The organism is Echinicola rosea, from assembly GCF_005281475.1.
GTDB classification, from domain to species: Bacteria; Bacteroidota; Bacteroidia; order Cytophagales; family Cyclobacteriaceae; genus Echinicola; species Echinicola rosea.
On sequence record NZ_CP040106.1, the window covers coordinates 1,191,568 to 1,211,710 of the forward strand.

20 protein-coding genes are annotated in these 20,143 nt (G+C 42.1%); 10 read left to right on the top strand and 10 right to left on the bottom strand.

Going from position 1 to position 20,143, the window contains the following annotated elements; all coding sequences use genetic code 11:
• Window positions 1–374: 374 nt before the first annotated feature.
• Entirely contained in the window at window positions 375–938 is a 564-nt protein-coding gene (locus FDP09_RS04995; RefSeq protein WP_137401602.1) for a gluconate 2-dehydrogenase subunit 3 family protein, read from the top strand.
• On the top strand, window positions 931–2,631 hold the full coding sequence (locus FDP09_RS05000; protein WP_137401603.1) for a GMC oxidoreductase: 1,701 nt from the start codon (window positions 931–933) through the stop codon (window positions 2,629–2,631). The genes FDP09_RS04995 and FDP09_RS05000 overlap by 8 nt, the downstream gene beginning before the upstream one ends.
• Before the next feature lie 145 nt (window positions 2,632–2,776).
• Here the strand turns inward: FDP09_RS05000 and FDP09_RS05005 are convergent, their stop codons facing one another.
• The 10 genes from FDP09_RS05005 to FDP09_RS05050 form a co-directional block, all read right to left on the bottom strand.
• A complete protein-coding gene (locus tag FDP09_RS05005; RefSeq protein ID WP_137401604.1) occupies window positions 2,777–3,709 on the bottom strand; it encodes a hydrogen peroxide-inducible genes activator in 933 nt (310 codons plus the stop codon).
• Window positions 3,710–4,057: 348 nt separating this feature from the next.
• Window positions 4,058–5,488 (bottom strand): pyridoxal phosphate-dependent decarboxylase family protein, encoded by a 1,431-nt coding sequence (locus FDP09_RS05010; RefSeq protein WP_137401605.1) that lies wholly within the window; start codon window positions 5,486–5,488, stop codon window positions 4,058–4,060.
• 187 nt (window positions 5,489–5,675) lie between these two features.
• Window positions 5,676–6,434 carry an SDR family oxidoreductase gene (locus FDP09_RS05015; RefSeq protein ID WP_137401606.1) on the bottom strand — a complete coding sequence of 253 codons (759 nt, stop codon included), beginning with the start codon at window positions 6,432–6,434 and terminating at the stop codon, window positions 5,676–5,678.
• Between the two features lie 547 nt (window positions 6,435–6,981).
• Complete coding sequence (locus FDP09_RS05020) at window positions 6,982–7,611, bottom strand: hypothetical protein (protein ID WP_137401607.1); 630 nt, start codon at window positions 7,609–7,611, stop codon at window positions 6,982–6,984.
• Window positions 7,612–7,731: 120 nt separating this feature from the next.
• Entirely contained in the window at window positions 7,732–8,232 is a 501-nt protein-coding gene (locus FDP09_RS05025; RefSeq protein ID WP_137401608.1) for a hypothetical protein, read from the bottom strand.
• Between the two features lie 122 nt (window positions 8,233–8,354).
• Complete coding sequence (locus FDP09_RS05030; protein WP_137401609.1) at window positions 8,355–8,726, bottom strand: VOC family protein; 372 nt, start codon at window positions 8,724–8,726, stop codon at window positions 8,355–8,357.
• 53 nt (window positions 8,727–8,779) lie between these two features.
• The gene (locus tag FDP09_RS05035; protein WP_137401610.1) at window positions 8,780–9,250 is read right to left on the bottom strand and encodes a hypothetical protein; all 471 of its coding nucleotides are present in this window, start codon (window positions 9,248–9,250) and stop codon (window positions 8,780–8,782) included.
• A gap of 288 nt (window positions 9,251–9,538) precedes the next feature.
• A complete protein-coding gene (locus FDP09_RS05040) occupies window positions 9,539–10,036 on the bottom strand; it encodes a cupin domain-containing protein (RefSeq protein WP_137401611.1) in 498 nt (165 codons plus the stop codon).
• A gap of 4 nt (window positions 10,037–10,040) precedes the next feature.
• Window positions 10,041–11,417: a sulfatase family protein gene (locus FDP09_RS05045; RefSeq protein ID WP_137401612.1), complete on the bottom strand. Its 1,377-nt coding sequence runs from the start codon at window positions 11,415–11,417 to the stop codon at window positions 10,041–10,043.
• A 509-nt stretch (window positions 11,418–11,926) separates the two neighbouring features.
• A complete protein-coding gene (locus tag FDP09_RS05050) occupies window positions 11,927–12,619 on the bottom strand; it encodes a ComF family protein (protein ID WP_137401613.1) in 693 nt (230 codons plus the stop codon).
• Between the two features lie 82 nt (window positions 12,620–12,701).
• Between FDP09_RS05050 and FDP09_RS05055 the strand changes: the two genes are divergently transcribed.
• The 8 genes from FDP09_RS05055 (at window position 12,702) to FDP09_RS05090 (ending at window position 19,832) form a co-directional block, all read left to right on the top strand.
• Window positions 12,702–13,058: a carboxymuconolactone decarboxylase family protein gene (locus FDP09_RS05055; RefSeq protein ID WP_137401614.1), complete on the top strand. Its 357-nt coding sequence runs from the start codon at window positions 12,702–12,704 to the stop codon at window positions 13,056–13,058.
• The gene (locus FDP09_RS05060) at window positions 13,051–13,413 is read left to right on the top strand and encodes a hypothetical protein (RefSeq protein ID WP_112784118.1); all 363 of its coding nucleotides are present in this window, start codon (window positions 13,051–13,053) and stop codon (window positions 13,411–13,413) included. Before FDP09_RS05055 ends, FDP09_RS05060 begins: the two co-directional genes overlap by 8 nt.
• Window positions 13,414–13,497: 84 nt before the next feature.
• Window positions 13,498–14,259 (top strand): exodeoxyribonuclease III, encoded by a 762-nt coding sequence (locus tag FDP09_RS05065; protein WP_137401615.1) that lies wholly within the window; start codon window positions 13,498–13,500, stop codon window positions 14,257–14,259.
• Between the two features lie 37 nt (window positions 14,260–14,296).
• A complete protein-coding gene (locus FDP09_RS05070; RefSeq protein WP_137401616.1) occupies window positions 14,297–14,698 on the top strand; it encodes an ATP-binding protein in 402 nt (133 codons plus the stop codon).
• Window positions 14,699–14,700: 2 nt separating this feature from the next.
• Window positions 14,701–15,138, top strand: a complete 438-nt coding sequence (ybeY, locus tag FDP09_RS05075) for an rRNA maturation RNase YbeY (protein WP_137401617.1) — start codon at window positions 14,701–14,703, stop codon at window positions 15,136–15,138.
• 197 nt (window positions 15,139–15,335) lie between these two features.
• Entirely contained in the window at window positions 15,336–17,201 is a 1,866-nt protein-coding gene (mnmG, locus tag FDP09_RS05080; RefSeq protein ID WP_137401618.1) for a tRNA uridine-5-carboxymethylaminomethyl(34) synthesis enzyme MnmG, read from the top strand.
• Between the two features lie 58 nt (window positions 17,202–17,259).
• The gene (locus FDP09_RS05085) at window positions 17,260–18,090 is read left to right on the top strand and encodes a class I SAM-dependent methyltransferase (protein WP_308421006.1); all 831 of its coding nucleotides are present in this window, start codon (window positions 17,260–17,262) and stop codon (window positions 18,088–18,090) included.
• Between the two features lie 83 nt (window positions 18,091–18,173).
• On the top strand, window positions 18,174–19,832 hold the full coding sequence (locus tag FDP09_RS05090; protein WP_229683357.1) for an Ig-like domain-containing domain: 1,659 nt from the start codon (window positions 18,174–18,176) through the stop codon (window positions 19,830–19,832).
• The last annotated feature ends 311 nt before the right edge of the window (window positions 19,833–20,143 follow it).

Genomic DNA, 20,143 nt, shown 5'->3' on the forward strand with positions numbered 1-20,143 from the left:
ACCGTTGTTCCGGACAGCTGTGGTTGAGCAACCACTAAAATGGAGTTAAAAACTCCATTTTGTTGATGTGATAAGGAATCCAATTTATAGGAAGCTCGCTGCGTTTCATCAATTGGTGTGAAAACCAAAAATGTTCACCAAACTTCAGCCTATTGTACTCAATGTGCCTAATGTGGTTCTCCAATAACCTAGCTGTACTGCGTTACTTTTTTCGATATATTGGAATCCAAGTTTTTATTAAAATTGCCAAAAAGCTGAAATCAATAATACTTGCTGCCGATGGATTAAATCACTAATTCATTGAAAAATTGGCTAAACCGTTTTATCTTTTCACAAAATTCTCATTAACCCAAAATGCCCCTAATGACAAACCTATGAACAGACGATTAGCCTTAAAACAACTCGCCATGGCAGCAGGTGGCCTGGCCTTGATCCCTTCCTGTGATTTTAGTGAGGAAAATATACTGGCTGCGTATGATGAGCTGCAGATTACCGAAAGCCAGCAGCAATTACTCCAAAAACTGGTAGATACCATTATTCCCAAAACAGACCTAAAAGGTGCTGTAGAGCTGGGCGTACACGATTTTGTCTTGGTAATGGCCAATGACTGCATGAGTGACGGGGAGCAAAAGCAATTTCTTACTGGCCTGAAAGGATTTGATGATTATACCAAAAAATCATCCGGTACCCGGTTTACCAAAATGGACAATGTAGAAGCAGAAAAAACTGTCAATGCCATTTTGGAAGGCAAACCAACATCGGATGATGAAATGGCCACGCACTATTTTTTGCAAACCACGAAAAAATATACCATCCAAGGTTATATGAATTCCGAGTATGTGATGACCGAACTCATGCCCTTCCAATTGGTGCCAGGGCCGGAATTCAATGGGAAAAAAGAAATCGTACCAGGAGAAAAAGTGAACATCAATGGCTAATCTGAACATAAAAAGCAAACAAGAAAATACATATGGGGCCATTGTCATTGGCTCTGGCATGAGTGGTGGCTTTGCTGCCAAAGAACTGTGTGACAAAGGGGTCAAAACCTTGGTTCTGGAACGGGGAAGGAGTGTTATCCACAACAAAGATTACCCGACGACCAATATGATGCCTTGGGAATTTGAGCACCGGGGTCAAATGCCGGAAGACATACAGCGTGAAAACCCCGTGGTCAGCCGCTGCTATGCTTTTAGAGAGGATGCAGCCCACTTTTTCGTAAAAGACCAAGAGCATCCTTACATCCAAGAAAAGCCTTTTGACTGGATCCGTGGCTATCAGACGGGCGGAAAATCCCTACTATGGGCTCGGCAGGTCCAGCGGTGGAGTGACCATGATTTTGAGGGGCCCGCTAGGGATGGTTTTGCAGTAGATTGGCCCATTCGGTACAAGGATCTCGCCCCTTGGTACAGCTATGTGGAAAAGTTTGTAGGGGTGGCCGGTTTCCATGATGGCATTCCACATCTCCCAGATGGGGAGTTCTTGCCCGGAATTGAGCTTACCGCTGCTGAAGAGTATTTTAAATCCGTTGTGGAGCAAAAATATCCAGGCCGAAACGTCATCAGTGGCCGCTGTGCACACATCACCGGTAATGCAGCATATTATGCCAAGCAAGGCAGGGGAATCTGCCAACACCGGACCATATGCCAACGCGGTTGCCCATTTGGCGGCTATTTCAGCTCCAATTCCGCTTCACTTCCCTGGGCGCAGCGTACCGGAAACCTGACCCTAAAAAATAATGCCGTTGTACATTCCATTATTTATGACGATGCGCAGCAAAAAGCCACAGGAGTAAGGGTAATCGATGCCAACACAAAAGAAGTCACCGAATATTTTGCTCCGATTATTTTTGTCAATGCCAGTGCACTCAACACCAATTTAATACTATTGAATTCTACCTCTAAGCGCTTTCCCAATGGTCTGGGCAATGACAATGGATTGATGGGAAAATATGTAGCATTCCACAATTACCGTGGTGGAGTATCGGGAGAATATGACGGGCTGAAAGCGTTTACCACTGAAGGAAAAAGACCTACCAGTGGCTATATGCCACGATTTAGGAATGTGGATAAACAAGAAACCAATTTTCTGAGAGGATATGCAGCGGGCATTCACGGCAGCCGATCCAAGGACGTAAATTACAGCGGTACGGGAGCAGACTTAGTTAAAAACATGATGAATCCGTCCTACGGGCCATGGAGGATTGGTTCTCACATGATGGGCGAAACCATTCCAAAAGAAAGCAATTACGTCGCGCTGGACACGGACAAGAAAGATGATTGGGGAATGCCACAACTCAAGGTCAATGTGGACTACGACCAAAACGACCTGGACATGATCCAGGATTACCGCGACCAATTGGCTGAGATGTTTGATGAAGCTGGATTTAAAAATATCCGAACTTGGGATGACGAACGTCGTCCAGGCTTAGACATCCACGAAATGGGTGGTGTCCGCATGGGGCACGATCCCAAGACATCCTTGCTGAACAAGCATCATCAGCTCCATGCTTGTCCCAATGTCTATGTTACCGACGGAGCATGCATGACATCTACCAGCACCCAAAATCCGTCATTGACGTATATGGTTTTTGCTGCCAGGGCGGTGGACCACGCCATGAAAAACCAAGGGTAATCTGAAAAGGGGTAATTCTATAAAGTGAGAGATTAGCACGCTGGAAATTTCACCTCATAAAAAATAACACGCTTCCTGAGCGTAGGCGAAGGAAGCGTGTTATCCAAAATCATGCATTATTGCTGAGCGAATAGGGGCTTTAGGTTTACTTAAACTTCACGACTTTTCCATGAGCGCTTGAGGTCATCTCTTTAGGAATGGCTTGAGTCACTTCATTATAGAGTAACTCTACCAAGCGTTTTTTCAAGAAACTCCTTGTCAGCACAATGCTCACTTCCCGCGTAGGCTGTTCTCCGGCAAACGGCCTGATCCTAGATTTCTCCTCTTCAGCCAAATCAAACGTGGCCAATTCTGGCAATAGCGTAACTCCCTTGTAACGGTTCACCATGTTTTTGAGGCCTTCCAGTGAACCACTTTCATAATGAAAATTCATTCTTTGGAATTTGGTTTGGTCGCAGATGCTCAGGACTTGATCTCGAAAACAATGTCCTTGCTGCAATACCCAAAAATCATCCGCCATAAGGTCTTTTACTTCAATGGCCTCTTTTTCCAGCAAGCGATGGTCCTTGGAGAGATAGGCGTAAAATTTCTCGTAAAACATTGGCTTTTCCAATATGCCCTGCTCTTGCAATGGAGTGACCACAATCCCCAAATCCAACTCATCATTTCGGAGGCGCTTGATAATTTCCTCCGTGATCAATTCTTCCACCTGTAACTGCACATTAGGATATTTCTCCAAAAAATTCCGGATAAAAAGGTGTAATAGGTGTGGGGCCAAGGTCGGTATGATTCCCAGCTTGATTACGCCACTGATATTTCCCTTGAGTTGGGATATCATCTCATAAATCCCCTTGCTTTCAGATACCACCCTTTTGGCTTGCTCTATCAGCTGTTGACCGATTTCTGTAGGAATTACCGGCATTTTCGAGCGGTCAAAGATCACCACATCCAACTCCCTCTCCAACTTGTGTATCTGGGCACTTAGGGTTGGCTGGGTTACAAAGCAAGCTTCGGCTGCATGTCCAAAATGACGGTGCTTATCTACAGCCAATACATATTCTAATTGCTGAATAGTCATTTGCTAAATTGTTTTTAGCGATTAAAAACTAGTGCAAATATAAGACTTTAATTTTATTTAGACTCATTTTAAATAAAAAAAACCTAGGAATTCCCTTTTATACCAGTTTACGCTATGAACTTGTGTTGGATCCTAAAATCAATATCCATCAAAATTATTCGTTGTTGTAAGAACCCTAACTCACTCTTTGCCCTTTGTGAACCTTGGTGACCTCTGTGGTTAAAACGACTAACCACTAAGTCCACAACGCAATGAGGTCTCTAAGATTCGTTAAGTAAAAAATGCCTTATCCGTTTATATTCTTGTTTTTGAACATGTTATCCACATGGTGTTAAAAAGAGTACACTCTTAAACAATATACGCTTTCTTCACAATTTCCAGTTCGGTCTTTAAGCAATCGCAAGCGATTTGGATATGCTTTCTTTTTACGTCCGTTTGGCCGATAACCCATCGCATCACAAAATTTCCATTCAATATAGTCGAAGTGAAAAAGACTTTTCCACTGGCATTTACCCGATCCATCCAAGTCTTGTTAAAGTCATTTTGCTGGGATGTGGATAGTGACTTTTCCACAAATCGGAAACAAAAGACATTCAAAATATTAGGTGTTTCTACTATTACATTTTCTTCATTTTCGGCCCATTTTTTTGCCAATTTCGTAAGTTCTAGGTGCCCTCTGAGCTTTTCTCGGATTCCTGCCAAACCGTAGGCCCTGATTACCCACCAAAGCTTCAATGCCCGAAATCTCCGGCCCAATTGGATTCCCCAATCGCGGTAGTTATGCACATGCTCATCTTGATCCGTTTTGAGGTATTCAGTGGTCATGGAAAATGTGTGGACAAGATCATCAGCATTCTTTACAAAAAGCACCGAACAATCAAAATTCGTAAACATCCATTTGTGCGGATTGAAAACATAGCTGTCGGCCAACTCGTGACCTTCAATCATCCAGCGAAATTCCGGAAGTAGGAGAGCAGTGCCGGCATAGGCTGCGTCGATATGATGCCACATTCCAAATCGAGCAGCCACTTTTCCGATCTCTCCAATAGGGTCAATGGCCGTCGAACTGGTCGTTCCCAAAGCCGAAACGACGCACAATGGCGAAAATCCATTTTGTATATCCGCTTCTATAGCGCCTTCCAAAGCCTCCGGGATCATTGCAAAATGGTTATCCACAGGAATTTTTACCAGATTTTGATGCCCCAGTCCCGCTATTCGCATGGCCTTATCCACCGACGAATGGGCCTGCTGAGAGCTATACACCCTGAATTTCTCCTGACCACTGAAGCCCTTTTCATTGACAGAAAATTGACTTGCTCGTTCCCTAGCGGCCAAAATAGCGCATAGCGTAGCCGTAGAAGCCGTATCCTGGATGACACCTTTCCACGTGGAGTCCAGTCCTTTGGCATCTCGCAGCCAATTGACCACTCTTTCCTCCAGTTCGGTAGCAGCTGGAGACGTTAGCCAAGACATACATTGGGCACCCAATGTGGACATGAGCATCTCAGCCAAGATAGATGGCGCGGAAGTATTTGCCGGAAAGTACCCAAAGAACATCGGATGTTGCCAGTTGGTCATACCAGGAATGATCCCTTCTTCAAAATCAGTAAAAATCTCATCAAACGTTGCGGGATCTTCGGGTGCCTTATCGGGAAATTTATCATAAATCTCTCCCGGTTGGATATCAGGAGTTACAGGATAGTTCTCTTTTTGCTCCAAGTAATCAGCCATCCAATCCACCAACTGATGGGCATGTTTTCTAAAGTCGTGGTTATTCATTTAAGTTTGGTTATTCAAATGTCATAATAACTGGGAGGCTAACAAATCTGGAACAGCTTAATTGAGTCAGAGACTCAAAGCTTGTCCGTGCTGGGGTAAAGACCCCGCACAACCCAGCATTTGTAAAATCTCATGTTCAACGTCTCATATCTCATGTCTTAAGACTCACATCTCACTACTAACCCCACTAATGTACATACGAACCGGCATTCATATCGATGGTGCTACCAGTAGCATGATCTGCAAGGCCAGAAACCAGCAAACATACCATCGGTGCAATATCTTTTGGCTCAGTAAGTCGGTCCAGAGCAATGTCATTGAGGGCGAAGTCCTCGCCGTACTGGTCCATAAAATCCTGCGCCATGTCCGTTCGGACAAAACCCGGGGCAATGATAAAAGCGCGGATCCCTTCTTTTCCATAATACCTGGCCACTGATCTGGTAAAGCCCACCAAAGCGGATTTGGAGGAAGCATAGGCCAGGTATTCAGGTGTATCCCCGCGAAAGGCTGCTCGGGAACTGATATTGACAACCCTTCCATTTTTATTGAGGCGGGAGTGCTGGACAAATTCCTTGGTAATGACTGCCAAGGCGTTGACATTGACGGTCATCGTGCGGAGCCAAGTGGCTGTCCACTGATCTGTAGGTGCTTCATCCGATACAGAAACTGCAATGCCAGCATTATTGATTACTGCATCGATTTTGCCATACTTATCCACCAACCGTGGAATCCAGCCCTTCACCTGCTTCAAATCACCCAGATCGCACGGGACGATATGGCTGGTATGGGGTAATTGCTGCTGCAACGCCTTGGCCGCGGCTTGGTTTTTATGGTAATGGATCAACACCTCTGCACCCGAGGCAGAAAGTTGTTTCGCAATAGCATGGCCTATTCCGCGGGAAGCTCCAGTGACGAGAATGCGTTGGCTTTCGAGAGAAATATTCATAGAAGGTTGGAATTTATACAGTTAAGTTACTCATCTGTGTTCGATAATAAAACCGATATTAATCCATGGTGCTTCAAAAAACAACTCCAGAAGGTGGTATTGAATTAAAAACTCAACTCTACGTGGTTCCGCAGCACAGCTGTCGGAATAACAAGGTTCTATATGATTTACTATGGGTAACTATTACTTTGCATGTCAAATTCTAGCTTGCCTTTCATCTTGTTGCCTTGTTACTTTTTTCCTTCAGGTGAAAAACGTAACCAAAAAAACCCGCTGCGGTGAGCTATATGACTAAAATCAAAGCCAGCACTCACGCAGGCAAACTCCTCTATTTGTGCAGCATACCAATTTTTTGTACTGATTCACGTCAAACAAGCCTGCGCTTTTTCCAGCCCACTTCTTTGATTTCTTAACGTCAAATACCTCAAGGCAGAATAGAAAATTGCCCACTGAAAAGGAACATGAATCAACATTAATTTAACCGGAATAATATCTTTACCCTCTATAATCCATATAGAGCCAATAACAATCAAATTTTGCTGTTCGGTTACTTACTAGAGCTAATCAATTTTTTTAAATCAGCCTGGACGGGAGCGTTCTCAATACCCGCTTTCACAGCCAAATAGTCAAAAATTTCTTCATCAGTCAATGCATGCACCACTTTTATTCCCCTGATTATGGTCCCGAGGTAGGATTCATGAGGCTCCACATATGGCTGAAACAATTGCTTGGCGGTAAAAGTAAAGATGGGCTCACCATCTTGTTTGCCAAGGTACAGTAAGTGGTCATACCAACCAGCCGCTCCAAGTACCATATTTCCCTGAGCAATCACCTGTTCCAAATCTATTTCGGGTCGTTGCGGAAGCCCGTTTTCCTGCTTGACCACATCATAAAACTGCTCATGAGTAATCCGGTACATGCAGGCCAAAGTCCGCTCAGAGCCAGACTTTTCCCGATGGATAAATGCCACACCACCGCCATGCCATATCTTGGCATTTTTTGCAAAATATAGTCTGTAGGGTATTTCAATCCCTTTTTTTTCCGTTGGAACTGACTTATCCACACAGCCTTGGTAGGTCTTCGTGGCGCCCAAGGGTTTACCACCCCTGATATAACAAAGGAACCTTTCTTCCAAAAGGTTAGAACCGTAACTGGCATACCAAAGGTATTTGGTCATATTGTCTTTTTGTATGTTGTCGAGCGTAATGGGCTGCTGCTTTTTTGGTTGGTGGAGTCCGCAACTCAGTGCTGTTTGGTGCTGGGAAGGAGACCACGAACAACTTGAAGCCTATTCATTTCAAGGAATTTGGTGACTATAAATGATTATTCCGTCAACAGCTATGCTTTGCCTAAATACCTTGATAAGTGATTTATACTGAGCATTCTCATCCGTTTTTTTTAATTCAAAAACGTATCTTTTCTTTCCAGCATTAACTTTTAAAATCCTTACTGGCCAAAAAGCCTCATATAAAGAAAATATCCCTATAAACCCCAGTAGCCCAAACATAATCAACCAAATAAATAATACGCGCATAATTGAGCCAGTATTTTTAAAATTATCGTAACCACTTATAAAACCTTTACTTATTTCCAGCGCAGTACTGGCTGAATAAATGGTCATACTGAGCAATACTATTCCGAAAAAACCAAGCAATAGTGGATTGTTAACTTTAGAGCCTTTGGTAAATTCTACCTTGTCAATCTCCCGTAAAACTATCCGCTTATAGGGAAAACCTTTTCTTAGTAACACTAATTCCCGTCCTTCAATTCTAAATTGGGCTGCAGATATTGGAGTCATAAGCATTGAGTAGAAAGCATTGAGGTGCTTTTTTGGTTGGTGGAATCAGCGACTCAACACTCTTTGGTGTTGGGGCGAAGACCTAGCACAACGTCCATAATTTTAATACTATCAGCTAACAGTCACACATGTTGGTCAATCAAAATGGGATTTCCGTCAGGATCGGTTAGGACGATGCTGGCTGGCCCTTTTGTAGATGGGTTGGCTTCCTGGTCTAGCTGCAGGCCATTTTCTTTAAGTTTTCGTTGAATTTCGCGGACATCATCAAACTCATCCAGCTTTTGGGCATTTTCATCCCAGCCAGGATTGAAGGTAATGATATTTTTATCAAACATCCCCTGAAAGAGGCCAATCAACGCATTGCCATTTTTCATGATCAGGTAATGGTGGTCTTCACTGCCGCCAAATACAGCAAACCCTAATTTTTCGTAAAAGGATTTGGAAGCCTGTAGGTCCTTGACGGTAAGACTAATGGAAAAAGCACCGAGTTTCATGGTTGATCTGTTTGGTTTACCATGAATTTACGAATAATTGTGAAAAGTAATTTCTATAATTTTTGGAATTTGCCCTTCTCTAATGTCATTGGAGCATCCACTTTGATAGTGTCCAACTTCAAACCGAAAAAGACTTTACTTTTACCATTTCTAGAAAATTCAAGTATTAGTCCAGAAACATATATTTTAAACTCCCTTGTACCTTCGCTTAGATCAATTTCTTTCCAATGCCATTTTCCTATTTCTATCCTATCCAAGTAACATACCCTAGCCGTAGAGTCAGCCTTTAGTTCAAATTCTTTAATCCTTTTGTTGGGATCACTTTCCTCAGAAGGATTTCCTGTGTACTGCCACATTCCAATCATCGCTGCCCTATGAAGATCACCAACATTAGTGGTATCCGAGAAACTAACATTCACAGGGTTGGTTTTGGTATGGTTCCTTCCACCCTGAGCATTTTTATCGCTGCATGAATTGATACCGATGACCAAAAGTAAGATCAAAAAAACAACTGACTTTTTCATTATATGTTAACGTAAAATTACAACAGGTAGCAATCAGGGAAATCGCTGTTAACCCCATGAAGTTATTTAATTCTGGCAAAAAGCGTCAGACCAAGCGGAGTCGAGGTCCAACGTCTAGCCTTCGACTCCGCTCAGGCTGACATCTCTTTACAAATAGTTTAAAAGCGATTTACCTAGGAGCAATGTATTAAATCATTGATTTTAAATCAATTACAGTCATCAAAATAAGTTAGAATGCAAGGTAAAAAAGTCATTATTACCAATGTCGAGTGCTCAATAACAATTATATCATCTCGTAAACTTGGCAACCAATGCAGCATGATCAGGGAAAGTCGCTGTTAACTTATTTTGATCCGCCAACTCAAAATCCCTAAAGTCAAAACCAGGTGAAACGGTACAGCCCACCAAGGCAAAGCCATCTTCAGCCATTACTTCTGCGGCAAACCAATGATCAGCAGGCACTACCAATTGAGGGATTTGTCCATCAAGCAAGTCTGCACCAATGACAAATTCCTCATGGCCAGCTTTTTCGGAAAGGGAGTGCAAGCGAAGCGGCGAACCCAAATAAAAATGCCAAGCCTCATCCTGTCGAATCCGGTGAAAAGCAGAAAAAGTATCGGAAGTCAGTAGAAAATAGATGCCCGTAGCATAATTACGATCTCCTTCAAACTGCTCTCCAAGGCATTTTTGACTGATAATCCCTTGGCTTCGGTATGCTTCCTTGAAGTAACCCCCTTCAGGATGAGGCTTTAAATCCAAGCTTTCGATGATTTCTACTGCTGTCATAATGTTAGTTTTCCCTAATCCTGCGTTTTTCCCAATACCACTGAATTACCTCATGGCTCAGCTTTCCTGCCAACTCCGGCTGCTGGTCCGCTACGTTGGTAGTTTCATTGATATCCTTATCCAGATCATAGAGCTCCACTTGCGTGCTATCGGAATTGACCAATAATTTCCAGTTTTCATGTCGAACGGCCAAATGAGGGCTTTGGTGATGGGGCTGACGGGGGCGGTTGAAGTGTTCATTTCTCCCAAAATCCCAGAAAAGATCCTTATTTCTTGATTGAGGACTTTTGCCCGTCAGGGCTTCACTTAAATCCTGCCCAGAAAAATCATATCCATCCGGCAATTGCGCACCGGTGAGACTTGCCAAACTCGGTAGTAAATCCACTGCACCGATAATGGTTTCGCTATCCGTTTGATCCTTTTCGATCGCAGCAGGCCAACTCACGATAAAAGGCATTCGAATTCCTCCTTCATACAGGCTGTTTTTGGAGCCCCGCTGGCTGTTTGTGCGGATATGTTCATAAGTCGGGTAAGCACCATTGTCACTGGTGAAGATAATCATCGTATTTTCAGCAATGCCCAATTCCTCCAGTCCGGCCATCAACCGACCAATCTGCCGATCGTACTCCTTAAGTACAGGAATAAAGTTGGGCTTGCTCGGCCAGGTGTCTCGCTGGTCATAAAATTCCTCATTGGGAATCCATGGATCATGCATGTCATCTGGCCAAAAGTTGACAAAACAAGGTTGTTCCTTATTTCTTGCCAGAAAATCCAAGGTCTTGTCCACAAAATAACCGGTTCGTTCCCATCTTTCGATGCTGTCCTGCTCGCTCCAAATCCAGTTGGAAGCGGTGATCAGCTGATCAGGATCGGGGCCTTCATAGGTAGTGGTATATTCATCAAACCCATATGCGGTAATCTGCGGTGCATCGTCCACATCACGGCCCCCGCCCATGTGCCATTTTCCGACATGGCTGGTTTTGTAGCCGACAGTCTTTAGCACGCGTGCCATAGAAGGAGCAGCAGGGTCTAAATAGTCAAATTGTTCGCAGTTCGCATTGCCTTTCCGGCTGTGTAAAAAGGTATTGATCCCCCACTCGGTGGGAAACATCCCCGTGGTAATACCAACGCGAGACGGGGAACAGACCGGCGCTGCCGAATAGTATTGGTTAAATTTCAGGCCATTGGTGGCCAGCTTATCAATATTTGGAGTGGTCACCCAGCCGCTATTATAGCATGATAGGTCTCCAATGCCCATGTCATCGGTAAAGATGATAATGATGTGGGGTTTGGCAGTGGCTTCTGCTTGGGAATCGCTAGAGGAACGCTCACCGCATGACCATAAAAATAGGGTAGCGCAAGCTAAAATCAGGTTTTTCATTTTTGGGTCGGTTATTGACAGAAGTAGTTTATACACCGCTATACAAATTTACAGAATTGCTAATCTAACTAATTAATCGATTTAGTAAAACAAAAAATAGATAAATAGGCCTTCTTCAGTATCAAATTATTGTATAGGATTCAGGTATTCTATCCCCATCGATCTACACCTCTCGACGCCATAAGATCAACAGCACAACGGCTACAAAAACCATGGTAAGCGCATAAGAGAGGTAATTCCAAAACAAAACAGCTCAAAAATAGCGGTCCACTGTGGCTGATACATCTGATTTTTTGAAATGGGCAGATTGAAGAATCAGTTGTTCCGATTGAGTGGGAGATAAGTCAAGAGGCTTTTCAAACCATTCCTCGTCAAATTGCGCCACGACTTTGATGTCTTCCGGATTAGGACACTCCATTTCAATAAAATGAGGATGACGGCTGGTAGAAGAAAACCTGAAAATTGGTAAAACAACATAAATCTATAAAAATTAAACCCACAAAAACTGTTTATTTCCCCGCTGCAATAACCGCAAGATCCACCTGCTCGGCACCCGCTTCCAGCAACACATTTGCGGCAGCAGCCAAGGTAGCACCAGTAGTCATCACATCGTCTACCAAAAGTAGCTTTTTATTCTTTAGATCAGTTCCTGTAACCAGCGAAAAAACATGTTCCACATTGGCAATTCGCTCCATTCTGGACTTGTTGGTTTGGGTACTGGTAAACTTGGTACGTAAGAGTGAGTCGCGGACCGGCGAGTCCAATACACTGGAAAGGCCCTCAGCAAACATCATACTTTGATTATAGCCCCTTCGCTTTTGTTTGGCAGGATGCAAGGGAATCGCAAAAATACCATCCCAAGTATCCTTGTAGCCATTTCTGGCCAATTCATGTCCGTACATTTTACCCAATAATACTCCCATTTCAGGTTGGTTGCGGTATTTGAGCTGGTGAAGTAGCCGCTGACTGACGCCTTTCTTACTATACCGCAAAAAAGCCATTACCCGACCGACACGGGTAAGTCCCATGACTTTAAGCGCCAAATCATTATTGTCTGGGCGTTGGTGATAGGTAGTAAAGGGCAGCTGCACTTGACAGGACCTACAGATCAACTCTTCAAAATCAAACAGACTGCTTCTGCATACCGCACAGGTCTGGGGAAACACTAGGGCTAAAAAATCATTGAAAAAAGTGAAACGCATTAGGAAAAAGGGTTGTTAGTTCTAATTGACAGGAAAATACCTGTTATATTTGCTATTTAGATAAAAACTATCCTATAAGTTAATGAATTTAGTCAACGAATTCAACGAATACCGCGCGAAGATGAATGACAAGATCCTCGGAGAAGACAACAAAGTCCTCAAAAGGATCTTTAATTTAGACACCAATGCTTTCAAAGAGGGTGCAGTGGATATCCAATCCAAAGAAATGATCGGTTTGGCCTGCTCCATGGTCCTCCGGTGCGACGATTGTGTACGCTATCACTTGGGCAAATGCCATGAAGTAGGCCTGACTAAGGATCAGGTTTTTGAAGTATTTTCCATTGCCAACCTGATCGGTGGCACTATTGTTATCCCTCACTTACGGAAAGCCGTAGAATATTGGGAAGAGCTAGAAAACGAGGCTAACAAAAATGTTTAAAAAGGACCTGGACCTGGAAAAGCGCTGGAGCACACTCTTAAAGGGCCTCCATGAGCTGATCGGCAAGAAGCCTGCTGACCTTAACGGGGTACTGTTCATCATTGGTGTCCAAGAGCTTGGCCAAGGGATGAAAAACTTCAGTAAGGAACAGAAACAAGACCTTATGCATATTGCGATATGTAAGGTGCTCAGCCTTTCTGGTTTTTACGAGTTGGATTTTATTGACCAAGATGGTTGGCCACATTGGAAACTGGTGAAGGAACTGCCGCATTTTGACATGCTAGAGCAAGAGAAATTACTTAAAATACAAGTCTTGGAATATTTCGAAAAAGAATTTGAAATAGACATTAAATAAAGTTTTTGCTAAGAATAAAAATATCAGTTTATCATATAAATCAATTTATAATGATCAACTGGAAAGAAAATAAATCCATTATCTATGAATATCGTATCCTATAATGTCAACGGTATCAGAGCAGCAATGCGCAAAGGGTTTGGTGAATGGCTCGCCGAAACCTCTCCTGATATCATTGGCTTACAGGAAATAAAAGCCAAAGAGGATCAAATAGAGATTAGTCTATTTGAGGATCTAGGATATCATTGCTATTGGTATCCAGCTGTAAAAAAGGGATATAGTGGTGTCGCTATTCTCAGCAAGACAAAACCCAAAAAAGTCACTTATGGTATGGGAGTGGACAAGTACGATGATGAAGGCAGAATGATCAGGGCAGATTACGGTGACTTTTCCTTCATTAGTGCCTATTTCCCTTCAGGTACCACAGGAGGAATTCGTCAAGACTTTAAATATGCATTCCTGGATGATGTATTTGGCTTTACACAGGATCTAAAACGCAGCTCACCAAATTTGATTCTAAGTGGTGACTATAACATATGCCATAAAGCCATTGATATACACAATCCGGTAGCCAACAAAAATACTTCAGGTTTTTTGCCAGAAGAAAGGGCTTGGATGGACAAGTTTACGGGAGCAGGTTTTGATGATAGTTTCAGATTGCACAATCAGTCTCCCCATGAGTACTCTTGGTGGAGTTACCGGGCCAATGCCCGAGCAAACAACAAGGGTTGGCGGATAGACTATCACATGACCAGTTCGGCCATGAAAGAAAGAGTAAAAGGAGCTAGGATAATGCCGGATGCAGTGCACTCTGATCATTGTCCGATCTTGGTAGAAATAACGTAAAAGGAAATTTATAGGATATATTTAACCATAAAACTTAATGAAATCGATCAAAATCTCTATTCCATCTCTCATTGAGAATATTAAGATCGTAGAAAGCTTCATTGACAACGCAAGGGATAAATTCCAGATCAATGACGACATCTATGGCAACATCATGATTTCAGTAACAGAATGTGTCAGCAATGCCATTGTCCACGGCAATCAAGGGGACGCAAGTAAAGCGGTAAACTTGGAAGTAAATTTTCTCGAGAACCAGTTAAAATTCATCATCGAAGACGAAGGGGAGGGTTTTGATTATGAAAATCTAAAAGACCCAACTGCTCCTGAAAACATAGAAAAATCTGGAGGCAGGGGAGTTTTCATTATGAAGAACCTCAGCGACGAAGTGGATTTTGAAAAGGACGGAAAAAAAACGATCCTCACCTTCTACATGAATTGACCATGGCCATCAATTTCTTTCAAGAAGATCTTCAATACAATCTACAGCAAAAAAACCTCACTAAGCGATGGCTTAGAGCATTAGCCAAGTCCGAAGGGTTTAAAATCACGGACCTAAACTACATCTTCTGCAGTGACGAATATCTATACCAAATAAACGTGGATTACTTAGACCACGATACATACACAGACATTATCACCTTTGACAATTCCGAAAAGGAAAACCTGCTAGAAGGAGACATCTTCATCAGCATCGAACGTATCGTTGATAATGCAAAAACACAAAACCAAGACACTTATAAAGAAACTATACGCGTAATCAGCCATGGACTCCTGCACCTCTGTGGCTACAAAGACAAAACAGAAGAAGAAGCCCAACTCATGAGATCAAAAGAGGATGAGTCAATAAAATTATTCTTCGAACTAAAAGAAAATATTTAACGTTCCACGTGGAACGTTTACAACACAAAAAGAGTAACAACTAGTGTTCCACGTGGAACACTAGTTAGCAATCATAAATTACAACCAACTGTTTCACGTGGAACAGTAAAAAAGAGAACCTAAAAGTTTCACATGGAATTGTGAATCAATTCCAAATCAGATGTTTCACGTGGAACAATTAAAAAATACACACAATTATGTTTCCAGAATACGATGTAATAGTAGTTGGAGGAGGCCATGCAGGATGCGAAGCAGCTCATGCGGCAGCCAAAATGGGGAGTTCGGTACTCTTATGTACCATGAATATGAACACTATTGCTCAAATGTCATGTAATCCAGCTATTGGTGGTGTGGCTAAAGGACAAATTGTTCGTGAAATTGATGCACTCGGTGGAATGACAGGGATCATCTCCGATAAATCCATGATCCAATTTCGAATGCTCAACAGGTCTAAAGGCCCTGCTATGTGGTCTCCAAGATCACAAAATGACCGAATGCGCTTTGCCGAAGAGTGGAGATTGGCATTGGAAGGCACACCAGGCGTGGACTTTTGGCAAGAAATGATCTCTGGTTTGGTCGTAGAAGACAAAAGGGTAGTGGGTGTAAAAACTGGTATCGGCCTTGAAATAAAAGCTAAATCAGTAGTCCTTACTAATGGAACTTTCTTGAATGGACTTATTCATATCGGAGAGAAACAATTTGGTGGGGGAAGAACTGGGGAAGCTGCTGCAAAGGGTATCACAGAACAGTTAGTAGAACTGGGTTTTGAAGCCGGTAGAATGAAGACCGGTACGCCACCAAGAGTAGATGGAAGATCGCTGGATTACACTAAAATGGAAGTACAGCATGGGGATGACAAACCTGAAAAATTTTCATTCTCTGATGAAACTTCAACACTAAAAGAACAGCGCACTTGTTGGATAACATATACCAATAAGGAAGTCCACGAAACATTGGAAACGGGATTCGATCGTTCCCCGATGTTTAACGGCCGTATTCAAGGGTTAGGGCCGCGATACTGTCCCTCAATAGAAGATAAAATCAACCGCTTTGCAGAACGTGATAGGCACCAAATCTTCGTTGAACCTGAAGGTTGGAATACGGTAGAAATCTATGTTAATGGCTTTTCCACTTCACTTCCAGAGGATGTTCAGTACAAAGCCATTCGAAAAATAGCCGGTTTTGAAAACTGCAAAATGTTCCGTCCAGGTTATGCGATCGAATATGATTTCTTTCCGCCAACACAGTTAAAACTTACATTGGAAACCCAATTGGTGGAAAATCTCTTCTTCGCAGGACAAATAAACGGAACTACTGGATATGAAGAAGCAGGCTGCCAAGGACTGATTGCCGGTATTAACGCAGCCAGAAAAGTAAAAGAGGAAAACCCCTTCGTACTAAAGAGATCGGACGCTTATATCGGTGTGCTCATCGATGATCTTATCAATAAGGGTACTGAGGAACCTTATAGAATGTTTACCTCAAGGGCTGAATTCAGACTACTACTCAGGCAAGATAATGCCGATCTGCGCTTGACTGAATTAGGCCATTCCATAGGCCTAGCTTCCGACAAGCGATTAGAGAAAATGCTGGACAAGAAAAATGACACCGCTAAATTGATCAATGATCTAAAGCAAAAGAAACTAAGTCCGGATAGCATCAATTCAGGACTTGAAGAAAAAGACACCGCTGCAATCAAAGAAAAGATAACGGTAGAAAAACTACTTAAAAGACCTCAACTGGGTCTATCATCTATAAAGGAATTGGATGCTGATATCCATCAGTATCTTTCTAAATATCCGCAGGAAGTACTCGATCAAGCCGAAATACAAATAAAATATAACAGCTACATCGAAAAGGAGTCGCAAATGGTAGAGAAACTGAATAGCATGGAAAATTTTAAAATTCCATTGAACTTTGATTACCTTACCATACCAGCATTGTCGGCGGAAGGAAAGCAAAAATTACACAAAATTCGCCCGGAAACACTCGGGCAAGCATCTAGAATCAGTGGCGTATCACCCGCTGACTTGTCCATTCTCACGGTTTATTTAGGAAGATAACATGTACGAAAGATTAACCAACTGTCCACTTTGCCAAAGTGGACTTTTTATTAATCATATGGTGGTGAAAGACCACAGTGTCTCTGACGAATCATTTAGCATTTGTAAATGCAGCAGTTGCGATTTTTTATTTACCAACCCAAGACCAACCCAAGAAAATATCGGACTATATTACGAATCTAAAGACTATATTTCCCATACTGATAAATCCAATAATCTTGTTAACCTCATTTACAAGCAAGTAAGAAAAATAACCTTACAGCAAAAGGTAAACTGGATTACGAAGTACTCAGAAAAAAAAGGAAGACTATTGGATTACGGTTGTGGTACTGGACATTTTCTTCATCATGCCAGCACCAAAGGATGGGATGGAATTGGCTATGAACCTAATGAAGAAGCTACAAAAATAGCTCGTGAAAAATTTGACCTCCAACTATACCCTAAACTAAAGGGCCTCGAAAAGGAAAAGAAATTCGATGCCATCACGCTCTTCCATGTCCTCGAACATGTACATGATCTGAGAGGCACTGTGGAGTTTCTCCTGAAACGGTTAAAGAAGAGGGGTACACTATTCCTTGCTGTTCCCAACAATGCTTCCTACGACGCTGCGTTATTTAAGGAACATTGGGCTGCCCTTGACGTACCAAGGCACTTATACCATTTTACAAGGCCAACTATGCAAAAATTAGCTGATGAATTCGACTTACGCATCACTGCAGAAGAACCCATGCCATTTGACAGCTATTATGTTTCGATTCTATCCAACAATATAAAATATAATAAGAAAAATCTTATAAAATCATTTTTTACAGGATATAAGTCTAACAGATTAGCCAAAAACAATAAAAATAATTATTCAAGCATATTGTTTATATTAAAGAAGAAATGAGCAATAGAAAACATTATTTAAGCCTATTCCTAGCCTTAACAGGTATCTTGCTTTGCTACGCATGCGCAAAGCAAAGTTCTCCCATGGGTGGTCCAAAGGACGAAGACCCACCAAAATTGCTATCATCAAACCCGAAAGACCAAAGCCTAAATATCAAACCCGAAAATGTGACCTTGGTTTTCGATGAATTCATCAAAACCGAGAATCCCCAAAGAAACGTCATCATCACACCAAGCCTGGATAAAAGTAAAATGGAGTTTCTTGCCCTGAAGAATGAACTTCGCATCAAAATAGGACAGGAGTTGGAAGATAGTACCACTTACGTTTTTAACTTTCAAAAGAGCATCCAAGATATCTCTGAAAGCAATCCATCTGAAAACTTAAAACTGGTATTTTCTACGGGAAGTATGATAGACAGCCTAAGATTTATCGGAAAAGTTGCCTATATATTTCCTCAGAAAAAGCCCGATATGGAAGATGTCATTGTAGGGCTTTACAGAATTGAGGACGATACCATGGATGTATTTACTGATCCACCATATTACCTCACCCAAACGGATTCTGCAGGGAATTTTGAAATCACCAATATCAAAGGGGGACAATACAGGGCATATGCCTGGCACGATGCCAACAATACTTCCAAGGCAGAAGACAAAAGTGAGCCTTATGGATTTATAAGCGACCCCATCATCATCATGGAAGATGTATCAGGAAGCTATTTCAATCTATTTAAAGGTGACTTATCGGATTTTAAAATCAACCGTACAAGTGCACTCGGAAGCAATTTCGACGTGGTATTAAGTAAGTATCCTGCGAAACTTAACGTCACCCATCCGGATTTAGGAAATTCCCTATTTTATAGGATCAATGAAAAAAACATACGATTCTACCATACAGAAATAAGAGACGACAGTACCCAAATATCCATAAGCTTGCGGGATTCTGTAGGTTTTGGAGTAGATACCACATTCTATGCCTCATTTATGAAAAGTGAAAGGAGAGCTGAAAACCTAACCCCGACCATGGATAAAAAGAAGGAGTTCGTTGCCAACATCAGTACCTCGATCTCTTTTAACAAACCCATCAAGAACATCATTTACGACTCCCTCTTCATCCAATATGACTCAGCATCCTTTATCCATATCAAGCCAGAACACGTGAGCTTTAGGGACAGTGCTTTGCGTGCTACACTTCTCATAGACTTACCAATTTCGGATACCATACCAAAGACAAGCTTCCAGTTTTACGCATCAGATTCGACATTCATAGACGTAGAAGATCAACATAACGAAAAAGCTATCAAAACGACGTTTAGCAAACAAGATCCTGAGAATCTAGCAGATGAAGTCACAGGTAAAGTAATGGCAGAAGAATGGCCTATCATCGTCCAATTACTATCAAGAGATGAAGAGATCGTCAAGCAACAAACCCTTAAAGAAAATAACCAAACATACAGTTTTAAAAAAATAAAAGCAGGTGAATACATGGTAAGGGCCATTATTGACCGAAATAAGAACGGCCAGTGGGATCCCGGAAACTATTATGAGCTCAGGCAACCAGAACCGGTATATTACTTTTATGATCCTGAAAACAAAACCTATGCCATCCAACTAAGAGGTAAATGGACCAATCAAAACATCAACATTATACCAAGTCCGGCTTCTGGATTACTCCAAGTGACTACCGATCATGTCCCTAGCGACACCATAACAACCAATCAAAATGGCACCGAAACTATGTAGATAACTCACAAAAACGATGTGAATAAGTGTCTATAACTTATGGACAATTCAGGACTTATCCCAAATGCTTAAAACCATTTGGGATAATTTTTTTCCCCCTATGGATAACCACAATTTTGTAAACGCCTATCCACATTTATACACACAGCCTTTAATGAACACTACTTGATATACCACATTATACACAAAAATCAGGATAAATACGATAAGTACTATTTACCAGACACTTGCAAGTTAATAAGATGTGGATCATGGGTGAATTATATATGGATAAGCTTTGGTTAACTTGTGGGTAAATAAGATCCTGACAA

Bases quoted from the DNA above. Each gene is read 5' to 3' on its own strand.
- FDP09_RS04995 (WP_137401602.1), top strand. From the start codon at position 375: ATGAACAGACGATTAGCCTTAAAACAACTCGCCATGGCAGCAGGTGGC.
- FDP09_RS05000 (WP_137401603.1), top strand. From the start codon at position 931: ATGGCTAATCTGAACATAAAAAGCAAACAAGAAAATACATATGGGGCC.
- FDP09_RS05005 (WP_137401604.1), bottom strand. From the start codon at position 3,709: ATGACTATTCAGCAATTAGAATATGTATTGGCTGTAGATAAGCACCGT.
- FDP09_RS05010 (WP_137401605.1), bottom strand. From the start codon at position 5,488: ATGAATAACCACGACTTTAGAAAACATGCCCATCAGTTGGTGGATTGG.
- FDP09_RS05015 (WP_137401606.1), bottom strand. From the start codon at position 6,434: ATGAATATTTCTCTCGAAAGCCAACGCATTCTCGTCACTGGAGCTTCC.
- FDP09_RS05020 (WP_137401607.1), bottom strand. From the start codon at position 7,611: ATGACCAAATACCTTTGGTATGCCAGTTACGGTTCTAACCTTTTGGAA.
- FDP09_RS05025 (WP_137401608.1), bottom strand. From the start codon at position 8,232: ATGACTCCAATATCTGCAGCCCAATTTAGAATTGAAGGACGGGAATTA.
- FDP09_RS05030 (WP_137401609.1), bottom strand. From the start codon at position 8,726: ATGAAACTCGGTGCTTTTTCCATTAGTCTTACCGTCAAGGACCTACAG.
- FDP09_RS05035 (WP_137401610.1), bottom strand. From the start codon at position 9,250: ATGAAAAAGTCAGTTGTTTTTTTGATCTTACTTTTGGTCATCGGTATC.
- FDP09_RS05040 (WP_137401611.1), bottom strand. From the start codon at position 10,036: ATGACAGCAGTAGAAATCATCGAAAGCTTGGATTTAAAGCCTCATCCT.
- FDP09_RS05045 (WP_137401612.1), bottom strand. From the start codon at position 11,417: ATGAAAAACCTGATTTTAGCTTGCGCTACCCTATTTTTATGGTCATGC.
- FDP09_RS05050 (WP_137401613.1), bottom strand. From the start codon at position 12,619: ATGCGTTTCACTTTTTTCAATGATTTTTTAGCCCTAGTGTTTCCCCAG.
- FDP09_RS05055 (WP_137401614.1), top strand. From the start codon at position 12,702: ATGAATTTAGTCAACGAATTCAACGAATACCGCGCGAAGATGAATGAC.
- FDP09_RS05060 (WP_112784118.1), top strand. From the start codon at position 13,051: ATGTTTAAAAAGGACCTGGACCTGGAAAAGCGCTGGAGCACACTCTTA.
- FDP09_RS05065 (WP_137401615.1), top strand. From the start codon at position 13,498: ATGAATATCGTATCCTATAATGTCAACGGTATCAGAGCAGCAATGCGC.
- FDP09_RS05070 (WP_137401616.1), top strand. From the start codon at position 14,297: ATGAAATCGATCAAAATCTCTATTCCATCTCTCATTGAGAATATTAAG.
- ybeY (WP_137401617.1), top strand. From the start codon at position 14,701: ATGGCCATCAATTTCTTTCAAGAAGATCTTCAATACAATCTACAGCAA.
- mnmG (WP_137401618.1), top strand. From the start codon at position 15,336: ATGTTTCCAGAATACGATGTAATAGTAGTTGGAGGAGGCCATGCAGGA.
- FDP09_RS05085 (WP_308421006.1), top strand. From the start codon at position 17,260: ATGGTGGTGAAAGACCACAGTGTCTCTGACGAATCATTTAGCATTTGT.
- FDP09_RS05090 (WP_229683357.1), top strand. From the start codon at position 18,174: ATGGGTGGTCCAAAGGACGAAGACCCACCAAAATTGCTATCATCAAAC.